This window comes from Shewanella sp. SG41-3 (genome assembly GCF_014164545.1).
Classification (GTDB): domain Bacteria; phylum Pseudomonadota; class Gammaproteobacteria; order Enterobacterales; family Shewanellaceae; genus Shewanella; species Shewanella vesiculosa.
In genome coordinates, this window is record NZ_JACJFJ010000010.1 from 75,959 (window position 1) to 99,687 (window position 23,729).

The following is a 23,729-nucleotide window of genomic DNA, read 5'->3' on the forward strand; positions in this document are numbered from 1 at the left end:
GAATAATAATAATGACAACACAAGTGCACAACGAAAAGCTTTCTCCTTGGCCATGGCAAGTTAGCCAGCAACACGTTAGCTTTGATCAAACTGGGATGAACAAAAAGCTCAAAGATTTATCACAAGCGTGTTATTTGGTTAACGACGCGCAACAAGGCTTAGGCGTGGCGCAACAAGCTCAAGTGGTGACCGACGCAGTTAATGCACCTAACACTTTACCTGTAAGCGCTTTTGGACCTGCACTGGGTACCCAAAGTTTAGGCGACAGTAATTTTCGCCGCGTGCATGGGGTAAAATATGCCTATTATGCTGGCGCGATGGCTAATGGCATTTCCTCGGAAGAATTGGTTATCGCGTTAGGCCAAGCGGGTATTTTATGTTCGTTTGGCGCAGCTGGGTTAATTCCATCTCGAGTTGAACAAGCGATAAACCGCATCCAAGCCGCGCTGCCCAATGGGCCATATGCGTTTAACTTAATCCACAGCCCGAGTGAGCCAGCGCTTGAGCGTGGCAGTGTTGAGCTATTTTTAAAACATAAAGTGCGCACGGTTGAGGCCTCAGCCTTTTTAGGCTTAACCCCACAAATAGTCTATTACCGCGCAGCAGGCTTAAGCCGCGATGCTCATGGTGATATTCAAATCGACAATAAAGTGATTGCTAAAATTAGCCGCACCGAAGTCGCGATTAAGTTTATGCAACCAGCACCCGTTAAAATGCTGCAACAACTTGTTGATGATGGCCTCATTAGCGCAGAGCAAATGGAACTGGCACAACTTGTACCAATGGCGGATGATATTACCGCTGAAGCCGACTCTGGTGGCCATACCGACAACCGTCCATTAGTGACGTTACTGCCCACTATTTTGGCGTTAAAAGATGAAGTGCAAGCGCAATACAAATACAAAACACCTATCCGTGTTGGCGCGGGTGGCGGTGTGGGTACACCCGATGCCGCGCTGGCTACGTTTCATATGGGCGCAGCCTATATTGTTACCGGATCAATTAACCAAGCCTGCGTGGAAGCGGGGGCTAGCGAGCATACGCGCAAATTACTAGCGACGACCGAAATGGCCGATGTGACTATGGCACCCGCTGCTGATATGTTCGAAATGGGGGTCAAGTTACAAGTGGTCAAGCGTGGCACATTATTCCCGATGCGAGCCAACAAGTTGTATGAAATTTACAGCCGTTATGACTCAATAGAAGCGATTCCAAGTGACGAACGCGAAAAACTTGAAAAACAAGTATTCCGCTCAAGCCTAGATGATATTTGGGATGGTACTGTGGCGCATTTTAATGAGCGCGACCCAAAGCAAATTGAACGTGCTAAAGACAATCCAAAACGTAAAATGGCCTTGATTTTCCGTTGGTATCTTGGCTTATCAAGCCGCTGGTCAAACTCTGGTGAAGTCGGCCGTGAAATGGATTATCAAATTTGGGCAGGCCCAGCATTAGGCGCATTTAACGCTTGGGCTAAAAATAGTTATTTAGATGACTACAGCCAACGTCATGCAGTAGACTTAGCGAAACATTTAATGCATGGGGCAGCTTATTTGGCCCGAGTGAATTTATTGACGGCGCAAGGCGTTAGCCTTCCAGTAGCATTACAGCGTTGGCGCCCAATTGATCAAATAAAATAGTTGTTCAAGTGGATCTCGGTTCATCGCGAGATCAGCTACAAAGATAGGAACTAAGATGAGCGATACCCAGAAACTCGATTTCTCAGCGATTAATGCCCCTACATTGGCGTCATTTAATCAACAAAAGAATCTGATTAAGCGCATGCTTAAAGGTAATAATGCCACTTGCAGTGATTGCAATAAACCGCTAACACTGCAATTGCCGCCTAACACTAAACAGGCCAAACCTGCAGCTAAAGCCCCTGGGATTTATTGTGCTAAAGGTTGCACCGATATCGAGCTAGACATGGAAGCGGTAGCGTTAATGAAATAGTACGCAGAAAAGCAGTACTCATTGAAAAGATAAATGCGTAAGTACTCGCCAGCAATGACCAATAAAAAATGACCACCTTTAACAAGATGGTCATTTTTTTTCGCGCTTTATCTATTTACATGCAGCACTATCGCCATGTCCAGTACTAAGATTATTGAGCAAGCCACTGCTTGAGGATCATTGGCTTACCACAAAGCTGTTCAAGCGAATGAGCACCCGAGAGTGCAGTCTCAAACTGACTAAATGGCACATTAGGCCATAAACTGATCGTAAATTGCGTATCAGCAGTGACAGCTCCCACACCTTTTGGGGTTCCCGTCATAACAATATCACCATCATTTAAAGTCATAAACTCACTAAGCGCATTAAAAATGGCTCGAGGCTGATACATCATTAATTGCTGATGCCCAAGTTGGGTCACGACGTTATCAATGGTTAACTGAAAACACCAATTATCCATGCCCGGAGTGATTGGAATAAATTGACTAAACAGGGCTGAGCTATCAAAGGCTTTTGCTCTCTCCCACGGTAAGCCTTGTTTTTTTAATTTACCTTGGAGCTCGCGTTTGGTCATATCTAACCCAAGGCCAACTGCACCAAACTGACCATCTGCCACCATAAAACATAACTCCGCTTCATAATGCAACACTTCGTCCTTATAGCTTAATAAGATCTCAGTAATCGCTGAATTAGGCTTAAGAAATACCACCATATCATCGGGTACTTCATTGCCTAATTCATCAATATGCTCAGCATAATTTCGCCCAATACATATCACTTTCGACGGCGTAATATTTTTCTGTTGGCCACTGGCTTGTATTAGCGTTACCGATTGTTGACTCACATTAACCTCGAATGGTTTCAAAATAATGATAAAAAATATCGATTTAGCGATATAAACAACTACACTTTTTAGACTTAAAGCAAAATACTATTGGGTATCTAGTGAACATAAAGATAGCCTATCAATCTTGCTGCTAACTGACGATATAGATGTTGAACAGTAGCCATATAAACTTAACAAGAATATACACATCTTGATTACAAGCTAGGTATTGCTTACTTATAAACAATGAAATACTACTATAAAAACAAAGATATATTTCTATTTTTTGCATAAGTGCATTTACATTTTTTTTACAACGTTCTAGTCTAGAGTCAGTCTTGAACAGACAATAAACAAGCAATAGCACATATAAATATAGTATGAATGACGTCAGGTAAATAACAATAAGAGAGACCAAATGGCCATGTTCGAATTCACTATTAAACAAAAAATAGCGCTAGGTTTTTCCTCAATAGGCTTATTACTGCTTGTTGGAAGTAGTTTTTTCTATGGTTCCCTAAATCAAATTCAAACAGCAAATAATAATATTGAAACCTTAGCCGTCCCGGTACAAAATCAATCGAACGGGTTGCAAATTACCTTATTAAAAATGGCAAAAACAGATAGCCTAGCTTATTCACAAACAGGTAATGACAATATTAATCTCAGCTTTACACAATTTAATCAATTACAGCAAGAATTCGATAACGTATTAAGCACACTATTAGTCAAAGTCGCCGACCAGCCGACGATGCAACAGGCGTTAACCAAAGCCCAAAATGCTTATGAGCAGTACATTAAGCAATCTCGCACTATGTTCAACGCAAAACTCGAAATAGAGCAAACCCGCGCCACTTTCACCACTTTAAAACAACAGTTCGACGATGCGCGCATCAGCGCCAGTAATAACATGATTGATTTAGAGCTTATCGAAGCGCCAGAAAATGAGGCCTCATTATTAGAAGAAGTGGTTGGTGGTGGAGTACGTATCGATGACATGCTATTTACTCTGGGTAATACCATGACAGAACTCGGTCGATTAACCTCTACCGATGCCGTGGACATCCACAAACAAGATGTTGCCATGTTATTAGGTAATATTAGCGTCAATGGCAGCTACTTAACTCAACAAGCTGAACCCTTAGGTGCTACGGCGCTATTTGCAGAATTTAACACTCACTTGCAAGCAATTAAACAATTTACAGATGAGCCTGGTAACTTGTACATCGCGCAACAAAATGTCATCAATAAGCAACTCTTGGCAGAGCAAAGTCACCTGCAAGCTAACACCTTTTTTGATACGACTAATCAGCAGTTAGATCAATTAGTCACACTCGCTAACGAACGGTTCCACCTATTGCAGATGGTGGCCGTTGATGAAGTGACGACAGCACAAACATTAGCCATTTTAATGGCAGTGATATTTGTATCGATGGCGATTTTTATTTATTACTTTACCTCAAAAGCCATGTTAGGCCCTCTACAAGCAATAAACATCGCATTATCGCGAATTGCGGGTGGCGATTTATCGCAACGATTAAGCAAACGAAATAATGATGAATTTGGCGAATTGATAGACAACACTAATAAGTTATCTGATGATTTGACCCAGTTATTACAAGCGATTAATAGTGATGCCCATCAATTAGATGAATCCGCTATTCGCTCACAAGTACAAAGCGAAAAAATATCTCATTCAGCCTCACAACAGATTGATAATATTAGCCAAGCCAAACAGCTTGCCGAACAAATACATCACAGTTCAACTCAGGTTAATCAACAAGCTTCTGAATCAGAGCAATATATCAAATCCGCCTCTGTCCAAGGAGGACAAATAAAAACCATTGCCGATGATAATCGTATCCGTATTGAGACCTTATCAAGTAGCTTGCACGACTCAGTTAAGATCATGACAACGCTTAGTCAGCATAGCAACAATATTGGCGGGATTTTAACAACGATTAGTGCTATTGCAGACCAAACCAATTTACTTGCGTTGAATGCAGCCATTGAAGCAGCCAGAGCGGGTGAGCATGGTCGCGGCTTTGCTGTCGTTGCTGACGAGGTACGTTCATTAGCCTCTAGAACTCAATTATCAACAGCCGAAATTCAAACCATGATAGATGCATTGCAGCAAGAAACCACAAACGCCGTTAAGGCGATCACCCAAGGACAAAACCAAGCCAGTGAATGTGTAGAACAAAGCCAATCTTTACATGATGCGATTGAAAATATAGAAACCGCATTAAATACCATTAGTGGCATGAGCCAAAATATTACTCACGCGGCCAATGAACAGGTTAATTACAGTCAACAAATAGAACAAACAATGACTCAGACTGCAGACTCAGCGCAACAAAATGCCCAAGAATCGGCATCAATGACAGAAAGAAGCCAGCAACTAAACCAATTAGCTCATTCACTGACGACCTCAGTAGAACGCTTTAAACTATAACCATTAAGCGAATAAAAACCTGAGGAAAAGCCAGAGGGACAGTATCAATAACTCAATAAACTATCAGCTAGATCCATGAGCTGATCCACTGACTTCATGTATCAGTGCAGTGGAACGTTTTATACTATAATGAAGCGAATAAAAACCTGAGGAAAAGCCAGAGGGGCGGTATCAATAACTCAATAAACTATCAGCTAGATCCATGAGCTGATCCACTGACTTCATGCTCCAGTACAATGGAACGTTTTATACCATCATGATTAAGCGAATAAAAAGGCCAGAAACATTCAAGTTTCTGGCCTTTTTGACATCTGCTGTTTAATTTATTTCTTGCCTATGGCACCAACGGCAAAACGTCTGATAATTGATCTAACCATCATTACGGATTCACCTAACTCACTACTATTATGTAAGGATTTTTCTGATGATATTTTAGTTATCTCTGCTGAATCAGCAATATCAATAATTTGTTGGTTAATGTGTTCAGCGACAGCGCCTTGCTCTTCTACAGCGGCTGACATATCTAGGGTAAGTTGGGTAATTTGCTCGACTGATTGATTAATCGACGCTAATGCATTACGAGTTTCATCGACAATTTGAACACCTTTACTTGCCGCTTGCTCGCCCCTAAGTGACACTTGGACAGCGTTACTGGCACGTTTGGTTAATACACTGACAATACTGTGAATTTTATCGGTTGATTCGCGAGTTTTAAATGCCAGAGAGCGGACCTCATCAGCAACAACACTAAATCCTCTTCCTTGCTCACCTGCCCTTGCTGCCTCAATGGCCGCATTTAACGCTAGTAGATTAGTTTGATCGGCAATACTGGAGATAATACTGGCGGCTTGACCAATCTCATTGGTGGATTCCGATAACTCGCGAACGGTAGTCGCAATATCAGCAACCGAGAGATTTAATTCATCAATAGACTGTTTGGCTTGATTTGCAAGTAGAGCCCCTGCACTCACATTGTCTAATGCATCTTTAGCACTATCAGCATTACGCTCGACATTAGCAGAGACCTCTTGTATCGCTGTAGACATCTCTGTAATGGCTGAAGCAATTTGTTGTATTGATGCGCTTTGAAGACCGACAGCTTTAGCGGTTGACTCTGCTTCAACTTGGGTATGCTCAACAATACCATCTAAAGATCCTGCTGCATCCTCGATCCTTGTCATAGCGGTACGACATCGAGCAATTTCACAACCAAGAGCTAATTTAGCCTGTGCTTTGGCGCCAAAATCAGCAAAGTAGGTTTCTGCGACAGTGCGATCGGTAAACGAATTAGGATTGAGTGTGACGACTTCTAACCAGTCTTGCTGTTGTTTATAGCCTAACCATGCAGCTGATAGAGTGAGTGTGATTAAACATATCAAGCCAGGGAACAGCCCCCAGAACTCAAAGAGTACCATTGACAAAACAAACATAGGTAACCAAACGGGTAACAACTTAAGTACTTGATGTTTTATTTTAGCGTGCAGTGGCCTTGGGGATTTATTGGCCTTGATCCTGGCATAAGCAGCCTCTGCTCGAGCAATTTCTGCAGGTAATGCCGTTATCCTGACGGACTCATATCCTGCTACTTTATTATTTTCAAACACTGGGGTGACAAATGCGCTAACCCAATAGTAATCGCCATTTTTTCGACGATTCTTAACCAACCCCATCCATACTTTACCAGCTGAAATACAGGCCCACATCTCTTTGAACACTTCACTTGGCATATCGGGATGGCGAACGAGATTATGGGGTTTTCCGATTAACTCGCTTTTTTCAAAGCCGCTGACCTCAACAAAAGCATCATTACAATAAGTGATGTGGCCGCGTAGATCAGTTCCTGAAATTAAACGAACTTCATCGTCGAAGTAATATTGCTTTAGGGTAACGGGTTGATTATTGCGCATGAACACTAAATCCTTTTAAATGTATGGAAAATAAGCATCCATTAAGATTATCTTTGACACCAAGGTGCAAAGATAACAATTTCGTTTAATGAGCTTGTTGATTGATAACATCACTGTACTTAACGAGATATAAACTTATTTTGATAAGTCATTATAAGTTTGGTATGTATCTGAAAATTGTCAATTAATTAATTAACTATCTGTAAAATAATTTTGGTCGATTTATTACCAAGCATTACTCTCGTCGTTTTAAACTTAACCTTGATTGGCTTATCGTGAAGCGAGTTGAAAATGAGCTGAATTCAGGATACTTAGCCTAAAACAGTAAATCCAACATTAGGTTAATCATCCTGTTGCGAGTTTAAAACACATCTCTATCTATAAACTTAACCCGAGCTTCGTCATCACCAAGGGTTAAGTTATCTAATAACATAGTGCTAATAATCGCTTTATACAGCTTGACTAACAATCCAATTAAACTCTCAAAGGGTTTCTATTCAAGAACGTTATTCAGCGTACTCTTGCATAAAATCATCAAGATTATCGTTAATAACTTCTATTTCATCACCACTAAATTGTGCAATGTGAAACAAGCCCTCACCTTCATTGGTGACCGGAATATTGCTGTTGCCAATAATAATCCCATCTGTTGGGGCCTTTAATGGTATCGGCTCGCCGCCCAGAGGGTTAACAATATTGGCTAACACTTGGCCTTTAGATACTCGCTCACCCAGTTTAAATTTAATATTCACCAGCCCATCAGATTCACTGCGTACCCAGTAACTGCGACTTGCATTAACACTGGTGGTTTTAGTGTTAATTTTACCTTTGGTCATACCTAAACAACGCATCACATTGATAACGCCATTTACACCAGACTTAATCGACATATCGCTAAAGCGCAGTGCTTCACCAGCCTCATATAAAATACAAGGAATATTAAGGCTGTTAGCATAACCGCGCATTGAACCTTCACGTGCTTTAGAAGACATTATGACTGGTGCTCCAAAAGCATTAGCCATATCGAGCATCATTGTATCGTCGGTATCACAGCGGATCTGCGGTAAGTTATCGCGATGAATTGCGCCAGTATGTAAATCAATAATATGGGTTGCACGTTTAACTAAAATACTGCTAAATAAATGCGCTAAACGGCTGGCAAGCGCACCTTTAGCTGAGCCCGGAAAACAGCGATTTAAGTCACGACGATCGGGTAAATAGCGAGATTGTTGAATAAAACCAAATACGTTAACGATAGGGACAATGAGTAAGGTCCCGGTTAAGGTTTTAGCATTCACACGACCGAGCAAGCGTCGACATATTTCTATGCCATTTAACTCATCACCGTGGATCGCTGCGCAAACCAATAAAACAGGTCCCGCTTTAGTGCCATGAAACACTTCAACGTGCAGATCCATCGGTGTATCGTTATACAGTTTTGCTGCGGGCAATTTAACACTTTGCTGAGTGCCTGCCGGTACGCTAACATCACCGATAACAAACGGTTCGTGCTTTCTTGCCATTAACCAACTCCTTTCGTTTTCGAGCTAGTAGATTTAACATTTTTTTCAATAAACTGAATAATTTTTTCCGCAACATCAATACCGGTGGCTTTTTCGATGCCTTCAAGACCCGGAGATGAGTTAACTTCCATCACTAATGGACCGTGCTTAGAACGTAAAATATCTACACCCGCAACGTTTAGCCCCATCGTTTTAGCAGCACGTAATGCCGTTGAACGTTCTTCTGGAGTGAGCTTAACAATGCTGGCAGAACCACCACGGTGTAAATTAGAACGAAACTCACCTGGTAATGCTTGGCGTTTCATCGCCGCAATCACTTTGTCACCAATCACGAAACAACGAATATCAGCGCCACCAGCTTCGGCAATATACTCTTGCACCATGATGTTGGCTTTTAACCCCATGAAGGCTTCAATAACCGATTCGGCGGCTTTACGGGTTTCAGCTAATACCACACCAATACCTTGAGTGCCTTCAAGTAACTTAATCACACAAGGAGCACCACCGACCATGTCCAACAAATCGGGAATATCAGCAGGCTTACTGGCAAAACCGGTCACCGGCAAACCAATATTCTTGCGAGATAACAGTTGCAATGAACGTAATTTGTCCCGAGAACGTGTAATGGCGACAGACTCGTTTAATGGGTGAGTGCCCATCATTTCGAACTGGCGTAATACTGCTGTGCCATAAAAGGTCACTGACGCGCCAATTCGCGGAATCACTGCATCAAATTTTGGCAGCTCTTCACCGCGGACATGAATACTAGGTGCATTCATGTTGATGTTCATGTAACACTTTAATGGATCGACAATTTTGATGGTATGACCGCGAGCTTCAGCAGCTTCTCTTAAGCGACTGGTCGAGTATAAATTCTTATTTCTCGACATTATTGCAATATGCATTTGTTATTCTCCTGCTAAAAATGATTCTGCTGAATTAACCAAAAATCGCCCTTCTAACGCGCGACGACCTAATAACATCCTAAATTTCATGTGATCTCTATTGGTCAATGTCAGTTCGATGTCAAAAAGTTGTGTACCGATAAGAATGGGGGTTTTTATCACGTAACGTTTGGTTACATGGCCGCCGGAATCACTGACATCTCGGCGATCAAATACTTGAAACTCACACACGACTTCTCGGTCAGAATCCTGGTCAGGATGCAGCCAGACTCGAACCCATTTTTGGTTATTTTTTTGAAACGGTTTTATTTTGAACGCATGCAAACAAGATGTTTTTGCGCCAGTATCCACTTTGATTTTGACTCTTTCGTTGCCAATATCAGGAAAAGTGCCCCACTCACGCCAACCCACAATACCGAGGGAATGTTCAGTCATGGTCAATCCTTTCTTATAGAGGAATTATTCATTCCAAAGTGTAATCTTTAAATGAATTAGTGTTTGAATAGATAGCAAAATCGGTTTAACGTCTTGCACTAGCCAACCAATATATGTTGTTGATTAAAGATGAACCACAAGGTTTACATCAATAAACTAGCCTTTGAAGCGATTTTAACACCAACACTTTATTTATATCAAATTAACATTTAAAGAATAATGAAAAAAAATTTCTATGTCAGTAAGTTACAATGGATATACGGTAATTTAAAAAGCATCAAAATATTATGTTTACTCTAGATAAAATACCAAAAAACACCGCATTAATATAGAGATGTCAACATAAGGTATTCAATCTTAATAGTTTAAATAAATCCTAGCTATGTCACTTACTACAGACATTGTTTAACATACTAGTAAAATTATAACATTATAATCTGCATCGCTATTGTAAAAAGGTATCGTCATGTTCAGTCAACTTAGTTTCGATTTTTTAAACACTCTAGCAGCCAATAATGATAGAGAATGGTTTAAAGCCAACCAGCAACAATATGAAGATCAGGTTAGAAGCCCTGCATTACAATTTATAGAAGCCATGCAAGGACCCATTTTAGGCTTATCACCACGATTTGTTGCTGTAGCTAAAAAAGTCGGGGGTAGCCTAATGCGCCCACAACGCGACAGTCGCTTTAGTAAAAATAAAACGCCTTATAAAACCAATGTGGGTATCCAGTTTAGACACTTTCAAGCAAAAGATGTGCATGCGCCTGGATTTTATGTCCATATTGCCAATGATGAATGCTTTATTGCGGCTGGAATTTGGCATCCTGAATCAAAAACGCTCAATGCAATTCGCCATTGTATTGATGAAAACCCTAACTCGTACCAAAAAGCATTAGCGCAATTGAGGCAGGCTGGATTTGAATTAACAGGCGATAGCTTATCCAGACCGCCACGCGGATTTGATAAACATCATCCCATGATTGACGAGCTAAAGCGTAAAGACTTTATCGCCATAAAATCCATTAGTCCTGAGCAAGTATGCCAGGCTGATTTTGTCGAGTTTTGTGCGCAAGAATATCAGCATACTCGCGCATTAATGGCTTACTTATGTTTTGCCCTAGAGCTAGATTTTTAGTCTTTAAGCACCATAACGACACGTTAATCATGGTGTTGTTGAAAATATTAACTCATTTTTACGCTATTATAGTTTTAGCTCATTATTTAGATAAGCCGTGTTAAACTAGCAAAAAATAGTTTCCGGTGCAGCACTCTGTTAATTGCTGCACCTATTACCAGGTCAATTCATGAGCCATAATATTTCCGCCATGTCTAACACAACACCATCAATTGAGACATCTGCGTCCGAAATCGCTGCGATCACGCCAGCACAAAAACGCGCCTTAAGTTACTCGACAACGATTGAAACACTTTTCAATCAAGTGATGAACACCGGCATGCCAGCCGATAGAATCATTGGCCAATATTTTCGCGAGCATAAAAAACATGGCTCTAAAGATAGACGAGTGATCCGTGAAAGTTTGTTTGGTTTATTTCGCTGGTGGGGTTGGTTAAGCCAGTTAGAGACCAGTCAAAAACACAGTACATGGTTCCAACAATTAAGCGCTTGTGCAATGTTAGAACAACACCCATGGCATGATGTCACTGGTGCTTGGAATGATTTTGCTAATTGGCCCAAAACCCGCGCAGATCAAACCACCCTAGATAATCAAGCCACATTAAAGGATAAATTAGCCGCTTATATTGCTTTAAGCGCGATAGAAAGTTGTCAAATCACTCAGTTATTACCCCAATGGTTTTGGCAACTTTGTCCAGTAGATAGCACAGAGCAATATGCGCTTGTTAACGCAATGACGACTCGCCCCCCCATTTGGGCTCGGGCACAAACATTATCAACAGCCAAATTAATTGCATCACTTAAACAAGCGGGTGTTGAAGCTAAAAACAGCGGCTACTTTGCCGATGCCATTAGTCTAGGGCATAAAAGTATTAATCTAAATGAGATAGAGGTTTATAAACAAGGTCATCTTGAAATTCAGGATTTAGCCTCACAAGTTATTGGCCAAATTTGCCAGCCGAACAATCATGAGAAATGGTGGGATGCGTGCAGTGGTGCTGGCGGTAAATCCCTGCAATTGCATTCATTAATGTCACAGCAAAGCACAGAATTTAGCGGTAGCATTACGGCATCAGATATTCGCCATAAACCTTTAGAAGAGCTGCGTAAAAGAGCTAAACGTGCGGGTTTTGAGCATATCAGTGTCGCGCCATGGAAAGGAGAGGTATTGCCTGTCGATGCTAATGCTTTTGACGGTGTATTAGTTGATGCACCCTGCAGCTGCACTGGCACTTGGCGTCGAAATCCTGATATGCGCTGGCTTGATGATGCTAGCGCGATTACAGACAAGCCTATACTTCAATTAGCAATTTTACGTCGAAGCGCTGCTGCAGTAAAATCGGGCGGTAAATTGGTTTATGCCACCTGCTCTTTATCACCAAGTGAAAATGAACAGATTGTGAAAGACTTTTTATCAGTAACGTCTGAGTTTGAACTTGAACCAGTCATACATCCTTTTACTGGTGAGCAATTTGATATGTTAACGATTTGGCCTCAACAAGCCGATAGTGATGGGATGTTTGTTGCTAAGATGCGTCGTAAATAGCACGCTGACTCAAACACTAATGCCAAATAATGCTCCACTAAAAAGCCATCTTTCGATGGCTTTTATATTATGGTTCACAGACAAACACTATTGAGCTATTTTCTGTGCAGCCGCAGTATTAATTCCGCTTCAGCTTTTGGCAATTCACACTCTTGCATTAACTCTTCAATACCAGCCCCAAGACCGACCATTTTGAGCGCACGCGAGTATAATTTAGCTTGTGGGTCTTGCTGGCTAGCTTCTTCAAGCATATCAGACTGTTTAGACAGTTTTTTTTCTAGTTCGACAACTCGCCTACCGACACCAATAGTACCACTGCGTAATTCGTGTAATTCACGCTTAACAGCTTCACGCTGACGGTCGCTTTCTTTAACCAACACAGTCAGGGCATCCACTTTAGTTTTTAATTTACTCGACTGTTTTTGCAAGTAAAGTACTAAAACAAGACATGCAATCGCACACACTAAAGCTGCAATTAGAAATTCATCACCCATTAACATACCTATGTTGCTATTACTCAAAAGCACTAAGCCAAACAAAAAAGCCAACAGTGATTCGGTTGGCTTTTCGGTTACAACACGACTAGATTTGAGTTAATTCAACCCACTCATCGTCAGATAATAGTTTATCTAAATCAACCAAGATTAATAACTCGTTGTCGCGATTACTCACCCCTTGAATAAATTTAGCACTTTCTTCCGTGCCGACATTAGGAGCGTTATCGATTTCAGAACGGCGCAAGTATACGACTTCAGCCACGCTATCAACTAAGATACCAATAACTTGTTTTTCTGCTTCAATAATCACGATACGAGTCGAGTCGTCTAATTCTGCTGATTGTAAGCCAAAACGTGAACGAGTATCGATAACGGTAACTACGTTTCCGCGAAGGTTAATAATCCCTAACACATAATCAGGAGCACCTGGCACAGGAGCTATTTCGGTATAACGTAATACTTCCTGAACTTGCATTACGTTAATACCATAGGTTTCATTATCTAATTTAAATGTTACCCATTGTAATACTGCATCGTCTTTACTTGCAGCAACCGCTGCTACACTTCTAGAATCGCTCATAGTTAACCTCGGTCAATCGAATCCTGACAACCTAAACCTGCATCAAGCATTTTGATTAATGCTTGAACATGTAAAATGCCACACATTTGTTGTTTTACTACCCCAGCAAGCCAAGGACGCTTACCCGGTTTTTCACGCCAATTGACGTGGGATTTATCTATTTTAACGGCGTTAACTAACGATTCGCACGTTAGTCCCCACTGACTATCTTCTAGCATAACAAGATATTGATAATTTACCGTTTGTGCTAATGCTGGAGAATATTTTTCAGGCATTACCCATGCACATGTATCAACCACATTAATTTTAGTATCTCGGTGGGTTTGCACCCCTTTAAACCAAGAGGGCCTACCAATAAGATGGTTTATCTTGTCAATTTTAATAATCCCCCCCAAGCTCACTAGTGGTACCGCTAACGTTAACCCTGCAACATTAAAGAATAGCACCTGAAACTCATCATCAAGTACTTCTTGTAAATCATGGGTGATACTCGGTGGTTGATGCCCAACCTGAGTTTGTGGTGGCGTTTGCACTTGCTCCGCCGAATTCATCACCAACTCTTCATGCTTAATAATAGCGTCTTTTATAACAGCATGTGAACTTTCGTTATTATTTATATCGACTAACGGCTTGATTTCTTTATCCGTTAGCTCTATTTCTTGTGTTTTTGTATTATTAACGACTGCTTTAGGCTCAATATCACTAATTGCCTGACGAACACGTTCAGCGCTATTTTTGATCTGTTGCGATAAATCTGTTTCAGCACTAGGTGTAGATACTGCTGATAATAATTTTTCAAGCGCCAGTTTATCTACACTGGTTGTCGGCTGGGCATAATCCCACTGGCTCGCAACAACAGATGAAATCTTAGACAAAGTTGGCGGTGAATAATGAGCTGATGAAGATGCGGCTATTGTGGTGGTATCAGCCAGCTTGTCCTCGATAATATTTAGCGATTTAGTAGTAATATTATTAGCAGGATTCACAGGAATCGACTCTGACGATTCCTGTAGTAAAAGACTGAAATAATCAAAAACAGTTTCATCAACCGATTTTGACATGGTTAAACTCCTGAGAAAATAAAAAATCCAGCAGACGATTGTAAGCTTTTACACCTCGGCTACTGGCTGAATAATGTGATGCAGGTAAATGAGCCAAGCTTGCATCTCTAAATTTAGTGTCCACAGGAATCACATCACTAGGCCAAAGTGATGAACCATATTTATCCTGCAAAAATTGTAGTGCGATAGGTGAGGCTTTAGTTCGCTTGTCATACATAGTCGGTAATACGGTGAAACTATATCGTGTTTTCTTGGAACGCCCCATGATTTCCATGGTTTTCACCATACGTTCAAGGCCTTTTATGGCTAAAAACTCAGTCTGAACCGGTATAATAATGTGATGACTTGCAGCTAATGCATTAACCATTAGCACCCCTAAAACAGGTGGGCAGTCAATGATAGCCACATCATATTTATCTTCAAGTAGCGCCAATAAATTGCGCAACACCAAGCCCATACCTTCCTGATGACCTAAGGATCTATCCAGTGTTGCTAACGCCATATTAGCAGCAATAATATCCAGTCCCTCTATTTGAGTTGGGATGACATTTTGTAATATAAACTCTTGAGTCAGTGTCTGGTGATTCAAAAAGACATCATAAAGCGAACATGGCACTTCATCTGAATCAATACCTAAGTAATAACCCAATGAAGCATGAGGATCAGTATCAATCATCAGCACTCGTTGACCACGCTTAACCAATGCTCCGGCTAAACTGGCTACTGTGGTTGTTTTACCGACACCACCTTTTTGATTCGCTACCGTCCATACTTTCAAAAAAAGCCTCTCAACTCATTATAATGATGCTGTTATGGAATATTGACTACTGCTTGTGTTGTGTATCATCACGGGTTGTTACACGGATCCCACCGTTAGGTAAACGGATCACCTTAACCCCTTGAGCATCTTCTGACACTATGATTTCTTGATTATTGCCTTCACTAACAACTTCGGGATGCTTAAGTTTAGTGGGCTGATCATCATCTAAAGCGCCAGGTCCAAACAACACACTTTTAGCTTGCTCTTGTCCTGCGGACGCAACAATTGCTTGAGTTTGTTCAGGATGCTGAGTTAACCAATTAGCAATATTAGCAGCTTGCTCCTCAGGAACCATCAAAAGTACTTGAGAGTCGGTTAAACGAGCCACATCTTGCTTTAATAGTGTTATCTTTTTATTCGCATCAACATACAAACCCGCTAGTACTAAGATGGCAATAAAACACAGAAAAAAACCCAGCATGTGCTTAGTCTGTAAGGAATAACTCGACTTAGCCACGACTAGACTCTTTTAAAATAGCTTCAGCAATATTATCCAACGAAATAGAGTGAGTCGAGATACCAGCAGATGCTACAGCTTGTGGCATACCATATACCACGCAGCTTGCTTCATCCTGCGCCCAAATAGTGGCACCAACAGACTTTAACATTCTAGCCCCTTCTCTACCGTCGGCCCCCATCCCAGTCAACACTACAGCCAAAACATCTCCACCAAAAGCTTTAGATGCAGACGCAAAAGTAATATCTACACTTGGCTTATAATTCATTTCAGGGGTACCAGGAACAACTTTAAGTCTGCCTGTAATACCATTTCGCTCAACCATAAGCTGCATACCACCGGGCGCTAAATAAGCGCATCCAGGGCGCATAACATCCCCATTTTCAGCCTCTTTTACATCAATTTTACACAATGTATTTAAACGTGCTGCAAATGCAGGAGTAAATGCTGCAGGCATGTGCTGGATCAATACAATTGGATGAGGATAATTAGCAGGAAAAGCGGTTAATACTTTCTGCAAAGCCACTGGTCCACCAGTTGAAGTCCCGATAAGTAATACTTTGTATTGTTTACCACTAGCCCGAATAGACGATATTGATGAACTCGTGTTATTGGGAGTATGGCGATCGGGAGATGCACTAGAGTGGGTTGCCGCAGGCGTTGGAGTTAAACCGCTGCTAAATGGACGACGAGATGAATAGGTATCCGAAGCGGAAACCGATGTTTTACGAGGTTCAGGTGATGATGAAGTCGATAATGAACTTGATGCTGAACTTGGGCGATATACTCTGCGTCGCCCCAAAGCTTTAATTCGCTGCTGCAGTAACAGTATTGCATCGTCTTTATTGGTCGCAATATCTTCAAAGCGTTTTGGTAAAAAATCTAATGCGCCGGCTTCTAACGCATCAAGTGTCGCTTTGGCACCATCATGAGTTAATGATGAAAACATTAAAATTGGAGTGGGGTTAGTAGCCATGATTTCACGCACAGCAGTAATACCATCCATCACTGGCATTTCAATGTCCATGGTAATGACTTGAGGCTTTAACTTTGCAGCCATTTCAACAGCTTCTTTACCGTTAACAGCAACAGCAACGACTTCGAGATCAGGATCTTTATTAACAATCTCACTGACTCGACGTCGAAAAAAGCTAGAATCATCTACAACTAATACTTTTATGGCCATTGAATTCCTTAAATAATGGAACTTTTTTTATTTTTTGCTTTTGGCGTAATGTTTCAGTAGTCCTGGCACATCTAAAATAAGTGCAATACCACCATCTGATGTAATTGTTGCCCCCGCCATTCCTGGCGTACCTTGTAACATACTGCCAAGTGGTTTGATGACAACTTCTTCTTGCCCAATTAATGCATCAACAACGAAACCGATTTGCATCGTACCAAGTTGAACAATCACAACATGGCCATGCTTCTTATCACCATGCTTAAATGTCGATTTCTTACTGTGCAACCAATGTTCTAGATAAAATAATGGCACGGCTTTATTACGGAAAATAACCGTTAATTGACCATCTACAATATTGGTTTTGGTTAAATCTAAATTAAATATCTCATTAACACTCGATAATGGCAGAGCGAAAACTTGATTAGACACATCAACCATCAAGGTTGGCATGATAGCCAAGGTTAACGGCACTTTAATTTCAAGTGTGGTGCCCTTACCTTTCATCGAATCAATGTAGACAGTACCATTGAGTTGATTTATGCGGGTTTTCACCACATCCATACCCACACCACGGCCTGAAATGTCTGAGATTTCAACTTTAGTTGAAAACCCTGGAGCGAAAATCAGATTATACGCTTCGTTATCAGTCATTCTCGAGGCGGCATCTTCATCGAGCACACCACGACTTATCGCAATTTGTTTTAGCTTTTCAGGATCCATGCCAGCGCCATCATCCTCAATTTTCAGCAGGATGTGATCACCTTCTTGGCTAGCCGATAAGGTAATAGTACCGGTTCGGGATTTGCCATTTGCTTCACGAGTAACCGGCATTTCAATACCGTGGTCGACTGAGTTTCTCACTAAGTGGACCAAAGGATCGGCTAAAGCCTCAACTAAATTTTTATCAAGATCGGTGTCTTCACCAATCATCACTAAATCAATTTCTTTATTTAATGTACGCGCTAAATCTCGAACAACCCGTGGGAAACGACCAAATACTTTCTTGATAGGTTGCATGCGCGTCTTCATCACCGCACCTTGTAAATCAGCGGTCACCAAATCAAGGTTAGCAAGTGCTTTTGACATTTCCTCGTCTTCACGATTAATGCCTAAGCTCACCAGTCGATTACGGACTAATACCAATTCACCAACCATATTCATGATTTGATCTAAACGAGCGGTATCAACGCGAACTGTGGTTTCACCTTGTGGCACAGACGACGCTTTGACAGGGGCTTTATCTGCTAAGGGTTCAACTTTTGGCACAACGGCTGGAGTCGATGGCATAACTGGCTTAGCAACTGGAGTCGGAGCGGTTTTTGCTGCCGGTGGAGGAGTAACCACTTTAGCAGATTCTGCAGCAACCGGAGTTGATTGCACTTTCGCTACTGGGGCAGTGCCTTTACCGTGTAATTCATCTAAAAGACGTTCAAACTCATCGTCGGTGATTTCATCTGAGTCTACTGCGGGTTGAGCAACTGGTGTACTTGCAGGTTTAGCGGCAACCACAGGTTCGTCTTTGGCTTTAAATGAACCTGAGCCGTGTAACTCGTCTAAGAGTGCTTCAAATTCGTCATCGGTAATTTCGTCACTGCTTTTTGCTGGTGCTGGTTTTGAGTCAATATTGTCTTTCTTTATTGCAGAAGATTTAGATGCAACAGGACTGTTACCTGAACCGTGTAAGGCATCAAGCAAGGCTTCAAATTCTAACTCATCAATTTCATCGATGCTGCCAGAATCAGACGTTTCTGCCGTAAAAGAACTCACATCTTCAATGACTTCAGGCTCGTTAACCTCAACTACATTTTCGATAGGTTCAAGTTCTGCAGCCGACATCTCTGAGGGTAATGGCGCACCTGAGCTTAATAATTTGAGTTTCGCAAGTAGCATTGGATCTGCAGGGTCTTGTTCTTGTCCCTGTTGAGTTTGAGCAAACATAGTATTAATGGCGTCGACCGCTTGCAAAATAATATCCATTAATTCTGCATTTACGCCACGTTTTCCGGTGCGCAATAAATCGAACGTATTTTCAGCTTCATGACACACGTCAACCATCGGCTTTAAGCTTAAAAAACCAGCTCCGCCTTTGACAGTATGAAATCCACGGAAAATAGCATTAAGTAAATCACTGTCATCAGGATTATTTTCAAGGGCAACTAGCTGCTCTTGTAGAAGCTCTAAAATCTCACCAGCTTCAATTAAAAAGTCCTGGAGTATCTCTTCATCAACATCAAAGGACATTAAATTGACTCCTAATTAGAAACCCAGACTTGATAGCAGATCGTCTACTTCATCCTGACCTGTCACCACATCTTCACGCAGTTCTGCATTCATGATGGGGCCTTCTGCTTCTATTTTATTATCGTTTATCGTTGGCGATGACTCAGTAATATGATCACCAAACACCGTTAGCATTGAAACTAAATTACTTTCTACTTCACGAACTAAATCAATCACTCGACGGATCATTTGGCCAGTTAAGTCTTGGAAGTCTTGCGCCATTAAAATTTGATTTAATAGCTCACGAAGACGATTACAATCATTTTCACTGTGTAACATAAACTGCTGAACATCATGGCAAAGTGATTTAAACTCACCCAACTCGATGTCACGACGCATCAATTTATCCCACATTGGCGTTACTGATTGAATATTACTGATAATGGTATCGGCCAAAGGTAGACATTCTTCAACTGCATCCATGGTTTTATTAGCAGCTTGCTCTGTCATATCGATAACGTAGTTTAATCTTTCTTTAGCATCCGGAATTTCGGTATTGGCTAATTCAGATAAACGGTTATCAATTTGAAAATCTTTTAATGCACTATGAAGTTGTCGAGTTAACTTACCCACTTCTTCAAAAAGCTCACGCTGCAATGGTGTAGCAAGCTCCCTGATGACGTCATCAGCTTTATCTTGCTGACCTAAGGTAAGCAATTCAACAAGTTCTTGGGCCTGTTCGAGAGTGATTAACCCCGATATTGATGCCTGCATGACTTATCCTTGCTTATGCGAGTCGTTCAAAGATTTTATCTAACTTTTCTTTTAACGTTGCGGCGGTGAAAGGCTTTACCACATAACCATTTACCCCAGCTTGCGCTGCAGCAATAATTTGTTCACGCTTGGCTTCTGCGGTTACCATCAATACGGGTAAATGCTTTAACGAATCATCTGCACGGATTGCTCTAAGTAAATCAATACCTTGCATTCCAGGCATGTTCCAGTCAGTTACTACAAAATCAAAATCGCCTTTTTGTAACATAGGTAGGGCTGTTGAGCCATCATCTGCTTCTTGGGTATTATTAAATCCCAAATCTCGCAACAAGTTCTTAATGATACGCCTCATTGTTGAAAAATCGTCAACAATAAGAATCTTCATATTCTTGTCCAAGGTTTCCTCCGGTGAGCTGACACTCGTTTGCTCTAAATAAGTTATTATTCTTGTGTCCAATGCTTGAGTTTAGCTTTTAATCTGAGCATTGCCTGACTTAATATCTGGCTTACACGCGATTCACTAACATCAAGGATGGCACCGATTTCTTTTAAATTTAATGCTTCGTTGTAATATAACGACAACACTAACGCATCTCTTTCTGGCAATGTCTTAATTGCTTCAACCAATGCAGATTGGAATTGAATTTCAGCAAGCGAGTCAAAGGCCTCATCTGGCGATTCATTATCTGTGATTAACACATCTTGCGAAACACCAAGATCTTCTATGCCTATGATTTTACCAACAGAAACATCATTTAAGATATGATGGTACTCATCGAGCGACATTTCAAGCTTTTCAGCAATTTCAGTATCATAAGCATCACGACCAAGCTGTTGCTCTAATTCATCAATTACTTGTGCAACTCGACGATTATTACGGTGAACTGAGCGTGGAACCCAGTCACCACGACGAATTTCATCTATCATCGCTCCACGAATTCTAATGCCAGCAAAAGTTTCAAACTTAGCACCTTTGCTGTTATCAAATTTTGATGAGGCCTCAAGCAACCCCATCATTCCAGCTTGTAACAGGTCATCAAGTTGCACCGATGCTGGTAATCTTGCCAGCATATGATGAGCAATTCTTTTTACCAACGGTGCATACTGTTCAATGATAGACGTTTTGTTATCGAACTGAGTATACGCTGCGGCTTTATTCACCCGTTCTTCCTTCTTGTATCGGCTTACGTTGTACAAGACGTTCAACAAAAAATTCTAAATGACCACCGGGTTGCTGTGGCACAGGCCAAGTCATAATTTTATTGGCTAATCCGTGGTAAGCAATGGCTGAAGGTGATTTAGGATACGCTTCAACGACTAGTTTTTGTTTGCGAACAGCTTTACGTAAATTCTCATCAAAGGGAATGGTTGCCACCAACTCCAATGCAACATCTAGAAATCTATCAGTCACTTTACTGAGTTTAGCAAATAATTCCATACCTTCTCGTAAACTACGTACCATATTTGCCACAATTTTGAAGTGGAACACACCATGTTCACGACTTAGTATCTTAATTAACGCATAAGCATCAGTAATCGATGTTGGTTCGTCACAAACTACAATTAATACATCTTGTGATGCACGAGAAAAACTCAGCACCATATCTGATATACCGGCAGCAGTATCAACAATTAAAATATCAAACTGAGTCCGCATTTCACTAAATGCACGGATCAAACCGGCATGTTGTGCTGGTGTCAATTCAACCATCGCTTGTGAACCTGATGTAGCAGGAACAATACCGATACCTTTGGGTCCGCGTACAATGATGTCATCTAATTCGGCATCACCTGACAAAACATGAGATAAATTTTTCTCAGCACGTATCCCGAGCATCACATCGACATTGGCTAAACCTAAATCGGCATCAAGTACTAATACACGTTTGCCCTTTTCGGCTAATGCTACCGCAGTATTAATTGACACACTTGTTTTACCAACTCCGCCTTTACCACCGGATACGGCAATTACTTTAACTTTATCGTTATTTGGTTGATTCATCATACGTAAACCACTTGCTTGATCCCGAGTCATATCTTTACTCAAATGCATAGGCTGTGTCATTAGACCACACTGTGTCTTGTGATAATTGTTGTTCAGTTTCATTTAACGCCGCGAGAGCTTTCTTGGCTAGCTCTAGTGTATCTGCGACTTTCATGTCCTCAGGAACACGTTGACCGTCAGTAACATAGCTTAATGGTAACTCATTTTGAATCAATACGCTCAATGCACCTGCAATTGATATTGATTCATCTAATTTTGTTAAAATCGCACCCGCTAATGGAATACGTTTAAAATGTTCTACAGCATCTTGTAAGACACGGCGCTGGCCTGTCGCTGACAAGACTAAGTAACTCCGAATGGGGATCCTACTATTTGCCGTCAAATTATCAAGTTGCTGATATAAGCGCATATCTCGCTGCCCCATACCGGCGGTATCGATTAATACTAACTTACGATTCCTAAATTGATAAAGAATTTGTTCTAATTCGGCTAAATCATGTGCTTGTTTCACCGGACAGCCCATTATTTTGCCATAAGTTGCTAATTGCTCATAGGCACCAATACGATAATGATCTGTGGTAATCAATGCCACCTGCTCGGGGCCATGATGGGCAGCAAATCGAGCTGCTATTTTAGCTAAAGAAGTCGTCTTACCTACACCTGTTGGGCCAACAAAAGCGACCACCCCCCCACGTTTGACAATATCATCACCTTGGTTGTCGAGTAAGTTAGCTAAGCTTTGCGGTAGCGCTCTTACTAAGTCGGCTGGCGTATAATGTTGACTCAATCCTGCTAGTTTAGCAGCAACTGCAGGAGAAAACTCTGCGGCAATCAATTTACTTTCAAGCATAGCACCAACTGGATCGGTACGCTTTTTTTGGTCTTTCATTAACGATGACACTTGATGAGTCAATAAGTTACGTAATGAAGCCATTTCTTCACGTAACGCGTCCATATCATCAGATTGATTTCTATTGGTTTTTTTAGCATGTTCAGGCGCGGCTTGCGCTTTTAACGTTGATGTAGGCTTAGCTGACTTTGCCCCTTGTAATTGACGCGCCCACTCAGGTAATTCAGGTTCATCTTGGCGAACAGACATTTGTTGTTTCATGCGATTATGCTGTTTTTCAAGCAATGCTTGAAGAGAATCTGCTTCCGGTGGCGGATTTACCTTAGATTGAGCTTTCATTACAGGCTTTGCGCCTATTGAGACGCGATCCTCACTGACATCCATAAAGCTTGTCGTTGGCGCTTGCGATGCAATAGAGGCCTTAGGTTCATCATAATCGACTGCGGCGACAATTTCGATTCCGCCTGCTACTTTTTTGTTTGACATAATGACAGCGTCAGAGCCTAAGGTCTCTTTTACTTGAGCCAATGCTTCGCGCATATCTTTGGCAAAAAATCGTTTAATTTTCACTTATGCACCTCAATAAACTGA

General features: G+C 41.3%; 22 protein-coding genes. 5 read left to right on the forward strand and 17 right to left on the reverse strand.

Annotated features, from left to right (window positions below):
- Positions 1–11: 11 nt before the first annotated feature.
- Both pfaD and H5164_RS17535 read left to right on the forward strand, forming a co-directional pair.
- The gene (gene pfaD / locus H5164_RS17530) at positions 12–1,640 is read left to right on the forward strand and encodes an eicosapentaenoate synthase subunit PfaD (protein WP_182757204.1); all 1,629 of its coding nucleotides are present in this window, start codon (positions 12–14) and stop codon (positions 1,638–1,640) included.
- Between the two features lie 55 nt (positions 1,641–1,695).
- Positions 1,696–1,953 carry a hypothetical protein gene (locus tag H5164_RS17535; protein ID WP_124016955.1) on the forward strand — a complete coding sequence of 86 codons (258 nt, stop codon included), beginning with the start codon at positions 1,696–1,698 and terminating at the stop codon, positions 1,951–1,953.
- Positions 1,954–2,104: 151 nt separating this feature from the next.
- On the opposite strand, the gene H5164_RS17540 is transcribed toward H5164_RS17535, so the two are convergent.
- The gene (locus H5164_RS17540; protein WP_182757205.1) at positions 2,105–2,797 is read right to left on the reverse strand and encodes a fumarylacetoacetate hydrolase family protein; all 693 of its coding nucleotides are present in this window, start codon (positions 2,795–2,797) and stop codon (positions 2,105–2,107) included.
- Between the two features lie 400 nt (positions 2,798–3,197).
- Between H5164_RS17540 and H5164_RS17545 the strand changes: the two genes are divergently transcribed.
- Positions 3,198–5,234 (forward strand): methyl-accepting chemotaxis protein, encoded by a 2,037-nt coding sequence (locus H5164_RS17545; protein ID WP_259396858.1) that lies wholly within the window; start codon positions 3,198–3,200, stop codon positions 5,232–5,234.
- A gap of 323 nt (positions 5,235–5,557) precedes the next feature.
- On the opposite strand, the gene H5164_RS17550 is transcribed toward H5164_RS17545, so the two are convergent.
- From H5164_RS17550 to H5164_RS17565, 4 genes are all read right to left on the reverse strand, one after another.
- The gene (locus H5164_RS17550) at positions 5,558–7,141 is read right to left on the reverse strand and encodes a PAS domain-containing methyl-accepting chemotaxis protein (RefSeq protein WP_182757206.1); all 1,584 of its coding nucleotides are present in this window, start codon (positions 7,139–7,141) and stop codon (positions 5,558–5,560) included.
- Positions 7,142–7,647: 506 nt separating this feature from the next.
- Positions 7,648–8,664, reverse strand: coding sequence for a succinylglutamate desuccinylase/aspartoacylase family protein (locus tag H5164_RS17555; RefSeq protein WP_124016952.1), 1,017 nt, complete (start codon positions 8,662–8,664; stop codon positions 7,648–7,650).
- On the reverse strand, positions 8,664–9,569 hold the full coding sequence (rimK, locus tag H5164_RS17560) for a 30S ribosomal protein S6--L-glutamate ligase (RefSeq protein ID WP_124016951.1): 906 nt from the start codon (positions 9,567–9,569) through the stop codon (positions 8,664–8,666). Before rimK ends, H5164_RS17555 begins: the two co-directional genes overlap by 1 nt.
- Before the next feature lie 3 nt (positions 9,570–9,572).
- Positions 9,573–10,004, reverse strand: a complete 432-nt coding sequence (locus tag H5164_RS17565) for a RimK/LysX family protein (RefSeq protein WP_124016950.1) — start codon at positions 10,002–10,004, stop codon at positions 9,573–9,575.
- 466 nt (positions 10,005–10,470) lie between these two features.
- Between H5164_RS17565 and H5164_RS17570 the strand changes: the two genes are divergently transcribed.
- On the forward strand, positions 10,471–11,142 hold the full coding sequence (locus H5164_RS17570; RefSeq protein WP_182757207.1) for a DUF2461 domain-containing protein: 672 nt from the start codon (positions 10,471–10,473) through the stop codon (positions 11,140–11,142).
- Between the two features lie 169 nt (positions 11,143–11,311).
- Positions 11,312–12,688 carry an RsmB/NOP family class I SAM-dependent RNA methyltransferase gene (locus H5164_RS17575; RefSeq protein WP_182757208.1) on the forward strand — a complete coding sequence of 459 codons (1,377 nt, stop codon included), beginning with the start codon at positions 11,312–11,314 and terminating at the stop codon, positions 12,686–12,688.
- Between the two features lie 95 nt (positions 12,689–12,783).
- On the opposite strand, the gene H5164_RS17580 is transcribed toward H5164_RS17575, so the two are convergent.
- The 12 genes from H5164_RS17580 to flhF all read right to left on the reverse strand — a co-directional run bounded on the left by H5164_RS17580 (position 12,784) and on the right by flhF (position 23,708).
- Complete coding sequence (locus H5164_RS17580) at positions 12,784–13,182, reverse strand: DUF2802 domain-containing protein (protein ID WP_124016947.1); 399 nt, start codon at positions 13,180–13,182, stop codon at positions 12,784–12,786.
- 88 nt (positions 13,183–13,270) lie between these two features.
- Entirely contained in the window at positions 13,271–13,765 is a 495-nt protein-coding gene (locus tag H5164_RS17585) for a chemotaxis protein CheW (protein ID WP_124016946.1), read from the reverse strand.
- 2 nt (positions 13,766–13,767) lie between these two features.
- Entirely contained in the window at positions 13,768–14,826 is a 1,059-nt protein-coding gene (locus tag H5164_RS17590; protein ID WP_124016945.1) for a chemotaxis protein CheW, read from the reverse strand.
- Complete coding sequence (locus H5164_RS17595) at positions 14,810–15,604, reverse strand: ParA family protein (protein WP_124016944.1); 795 nt, start codon at positions 15,602–15,604, stop codon at positions 14,810–14,812. The genes H5164_RS17590 and H5164_RS17595 overlap by 17 nt, the downstream gene beginning before the upstream one ends.
- Positions 15,605–15,650: 46 nt before the next feature.
- Positions 15,651–16,103 carry a membrane anchored protein in chemotaxis locus gene (locus tag H5164_RS17600; RefSeq protein WP_310736204.1) on the reverse strand — a complete coding sequence of 151 codons (453 nt, stop codon included), beginning with the start codon at positions 16,101–16,103 and terminating at the stop codon, positions 15,651–15,653.
- Positions 16,096–17,289 carry a chemotaxis response regulator protein-glutamate methylesterase gene (locus H5164_RS17605; RefSeq protein WP_124016943.1) on the reverse strand — a complete coding sequence of 398 codons (1,194 nt, stop codon included), beginning with the start codon at positions 17,287–17,289 and terminating at the stop codon, positions 16,096–16,098. The genes H5164_RS17600 and H5164_RS17605 overlap by 8 nt, the downstream gene beginning before the upstream one ends.
- Positions 17,290–17,316: 27 nt before the next feature.
- Positions 17,317–19,530 carry a chemotaxis protein CheA gene (locus H5164_RS17610; protein ID WP_182757209.1) on the reverse strand — a complete coding sequence of 738 codons (2,214 nt, stop codon included), beginning with the start codon at positions 19,528–19,530 and terminating at the stop codon, positions 17,317–17,319.
- Between the two features lie 15 nt (positions 19,531–19,545).
- Complete coding sequence (locus tag H5164_RS17615; protein ID WP_124016941.1) at positions 19,546–20,283, reverse strand: protein phosphatase CheZ; 738 nt, start codon at positions 20,281–20,283, stop codon at positions 19,546–19,548.
- Between the two features lie 13 nt (positions 20,284–20,296).
- Positions 20,297–20,680, reverse strand: a complete 384-nt coding sequence (gene cheY, locus H5164_RS17620) for a chemotaxis response regulator CheY (RefSeq protein ID WP_011919599.1) — start codon at positions 20,678–20,680, stop codon at positions 20,297–20,299.
- Between the two features lie 44 nt (positions 20,681–20,724).
- Positions 20,725–21,444, reverse strand: a complete 720-nt coding sequence (locus tag H5164_RS17625) for an RNA polymerase sigma factor FliA (RefSeq protein ID WP_182698022.1) — start codon at positions 21,442–21,444, stop codon at positions 20,725–20,727.
- Positions 21,437–22,318 (reverse strand): MinD/ParA family protein, encoded by an 882-nt coding sequence (locus H5164_RS17630; protein ID WP_124017021.1) that lies wholly within the window; start codon positions 22,316–22,318, stop codon positions 21,437–21,439. The genes H5164_RS17625 and H5164_RS17630 overlap by 8 nt, the downstream gene beginning before the upstream one ends.
- Before the next feature lie 4 nt (positions 22,319–22,322).
- Positions 22,323–23,708, reverse strand: a complete 1,386-nt coding sequence (gene flhF, locus H5164_RS17635; RefSeq protein ID WP_182757210.1) for a flagellar biosynthesis protein FlhF — start codon at positions 23,706–23,708, stop codon at positions 22,323–22,325.
- Positions 23,709–23,729: the final 21 nt, after the last annotated feature.

Bases quoted from the DNA above. Each gene is read 5' to 3' on its own strand.
- pfaD (WP_182757204.1), top strand. From the start codon at position 12: ATGACAACACAAGTGCACAACGAAAAGCTTTCTCCTTGGCCATGGCAA.
- H5164_RS17535 (WP_124016955.1), top strand. From the start codon at position 1,696: ATGAGCGATACCCAGAAACTCGATTTCTCAGCGATTAATGCCCCTACA.
- H5164_RS17545 (WP_259396858.1), top strand. From the start codon at position 3,198: ATGGCCATGTTCGAATTCACTATTAAACAAAAAATAGCGCTAGGTTTT.
- H5164_RS17550 (WP_182757206.1), bottom strand. From the start codon at position 7,141: ATGCGCAATAATCAACCCGTTACCCTAAAGCAATATTACTTCGACGAT.
- H5164_RS17555 (WP_124016952.1), bottom strand. From the start codon at position 8,664: ATGGCAAGAAAGCACGAACCGTTTGTTATCGGTGATGTTAGCGTACCG.
- rimK (WP_124016951.1), bottom strand. From the start codon at position 9,569: ATGCATATTGCAATAATGTCGAGAAATAAGAATTTATACTCGACCAGT.
- H5164_RS17565 (WP_124016950.1), bottom strand. From the start codon at position 10,004: ATGACTGAACATTCCCTCGGTATTGTGGGTTGGCGTGAGTGGGGCACT.
- H5164_RS17570 (WP_182757207.1), top strand. From the start codon at position 10,471: ATGTTCAGTCAACTTAGTTTCGATTTTTTAAACACTCTAGCAGCCAAT.
- H5164_RS17575 (WP_182757208.1), top strand. From the start codon at position 11,312: ATGAGCCATAATATTTCCGCCATGTCTAACACAACACCATCAATTGAG.
- H5164_RS17580 (WP_124016947.1), bottom strand. From the start codon at position 13,182: ATGGGTGATGAATTTCTAATTGCAGCTTTAGTGTGTGCGATTGCATGT.
- H5164_RS17585 (WP_124016946.1), bottom strand. From the start codon at position 13,765: ATGAGCGATTCTAGAAGTGTAGCAGCGGTTGCTGCAAGTAAAGACGAT.
- H5164_RS17590 (WP_124016945.1), bottom strand. From the start codon at position 14,826: ATGTCAAAATCGGTTGATGAAACTGTTTTTGATTATTTCAGTCTTTTA.
- H5164_RS17605 (WP_124016943.1), bottom strand. From the start codon at position 17,289: ATGGCCATAAAAGTATTAGTTGTAGATGATTCTAGCTTTTTTCGACGT.
- H5164_RS17610 (WP_182757209.1), bottom strand. From the start codon at position 19,530: ATGTCCTTTGATGTTGATGAAGAGATACTCCAGGACTTTTTAATTGAA.
- H5164_RS17615 (WP_124016941.1), bottom strand. From the start codon at position 20,283: ATGCAGGCATCAATATCGGGGTTAATCACTCTCGAACAGGCCCAAGAA.
- H5164_RS17630 (WP_124017021.1), bottom strand. From the start codon at position 22,318: ATGACTCGGGATCAAGCAAGTGGTTTACGTATGATGAATCAACCAAAT.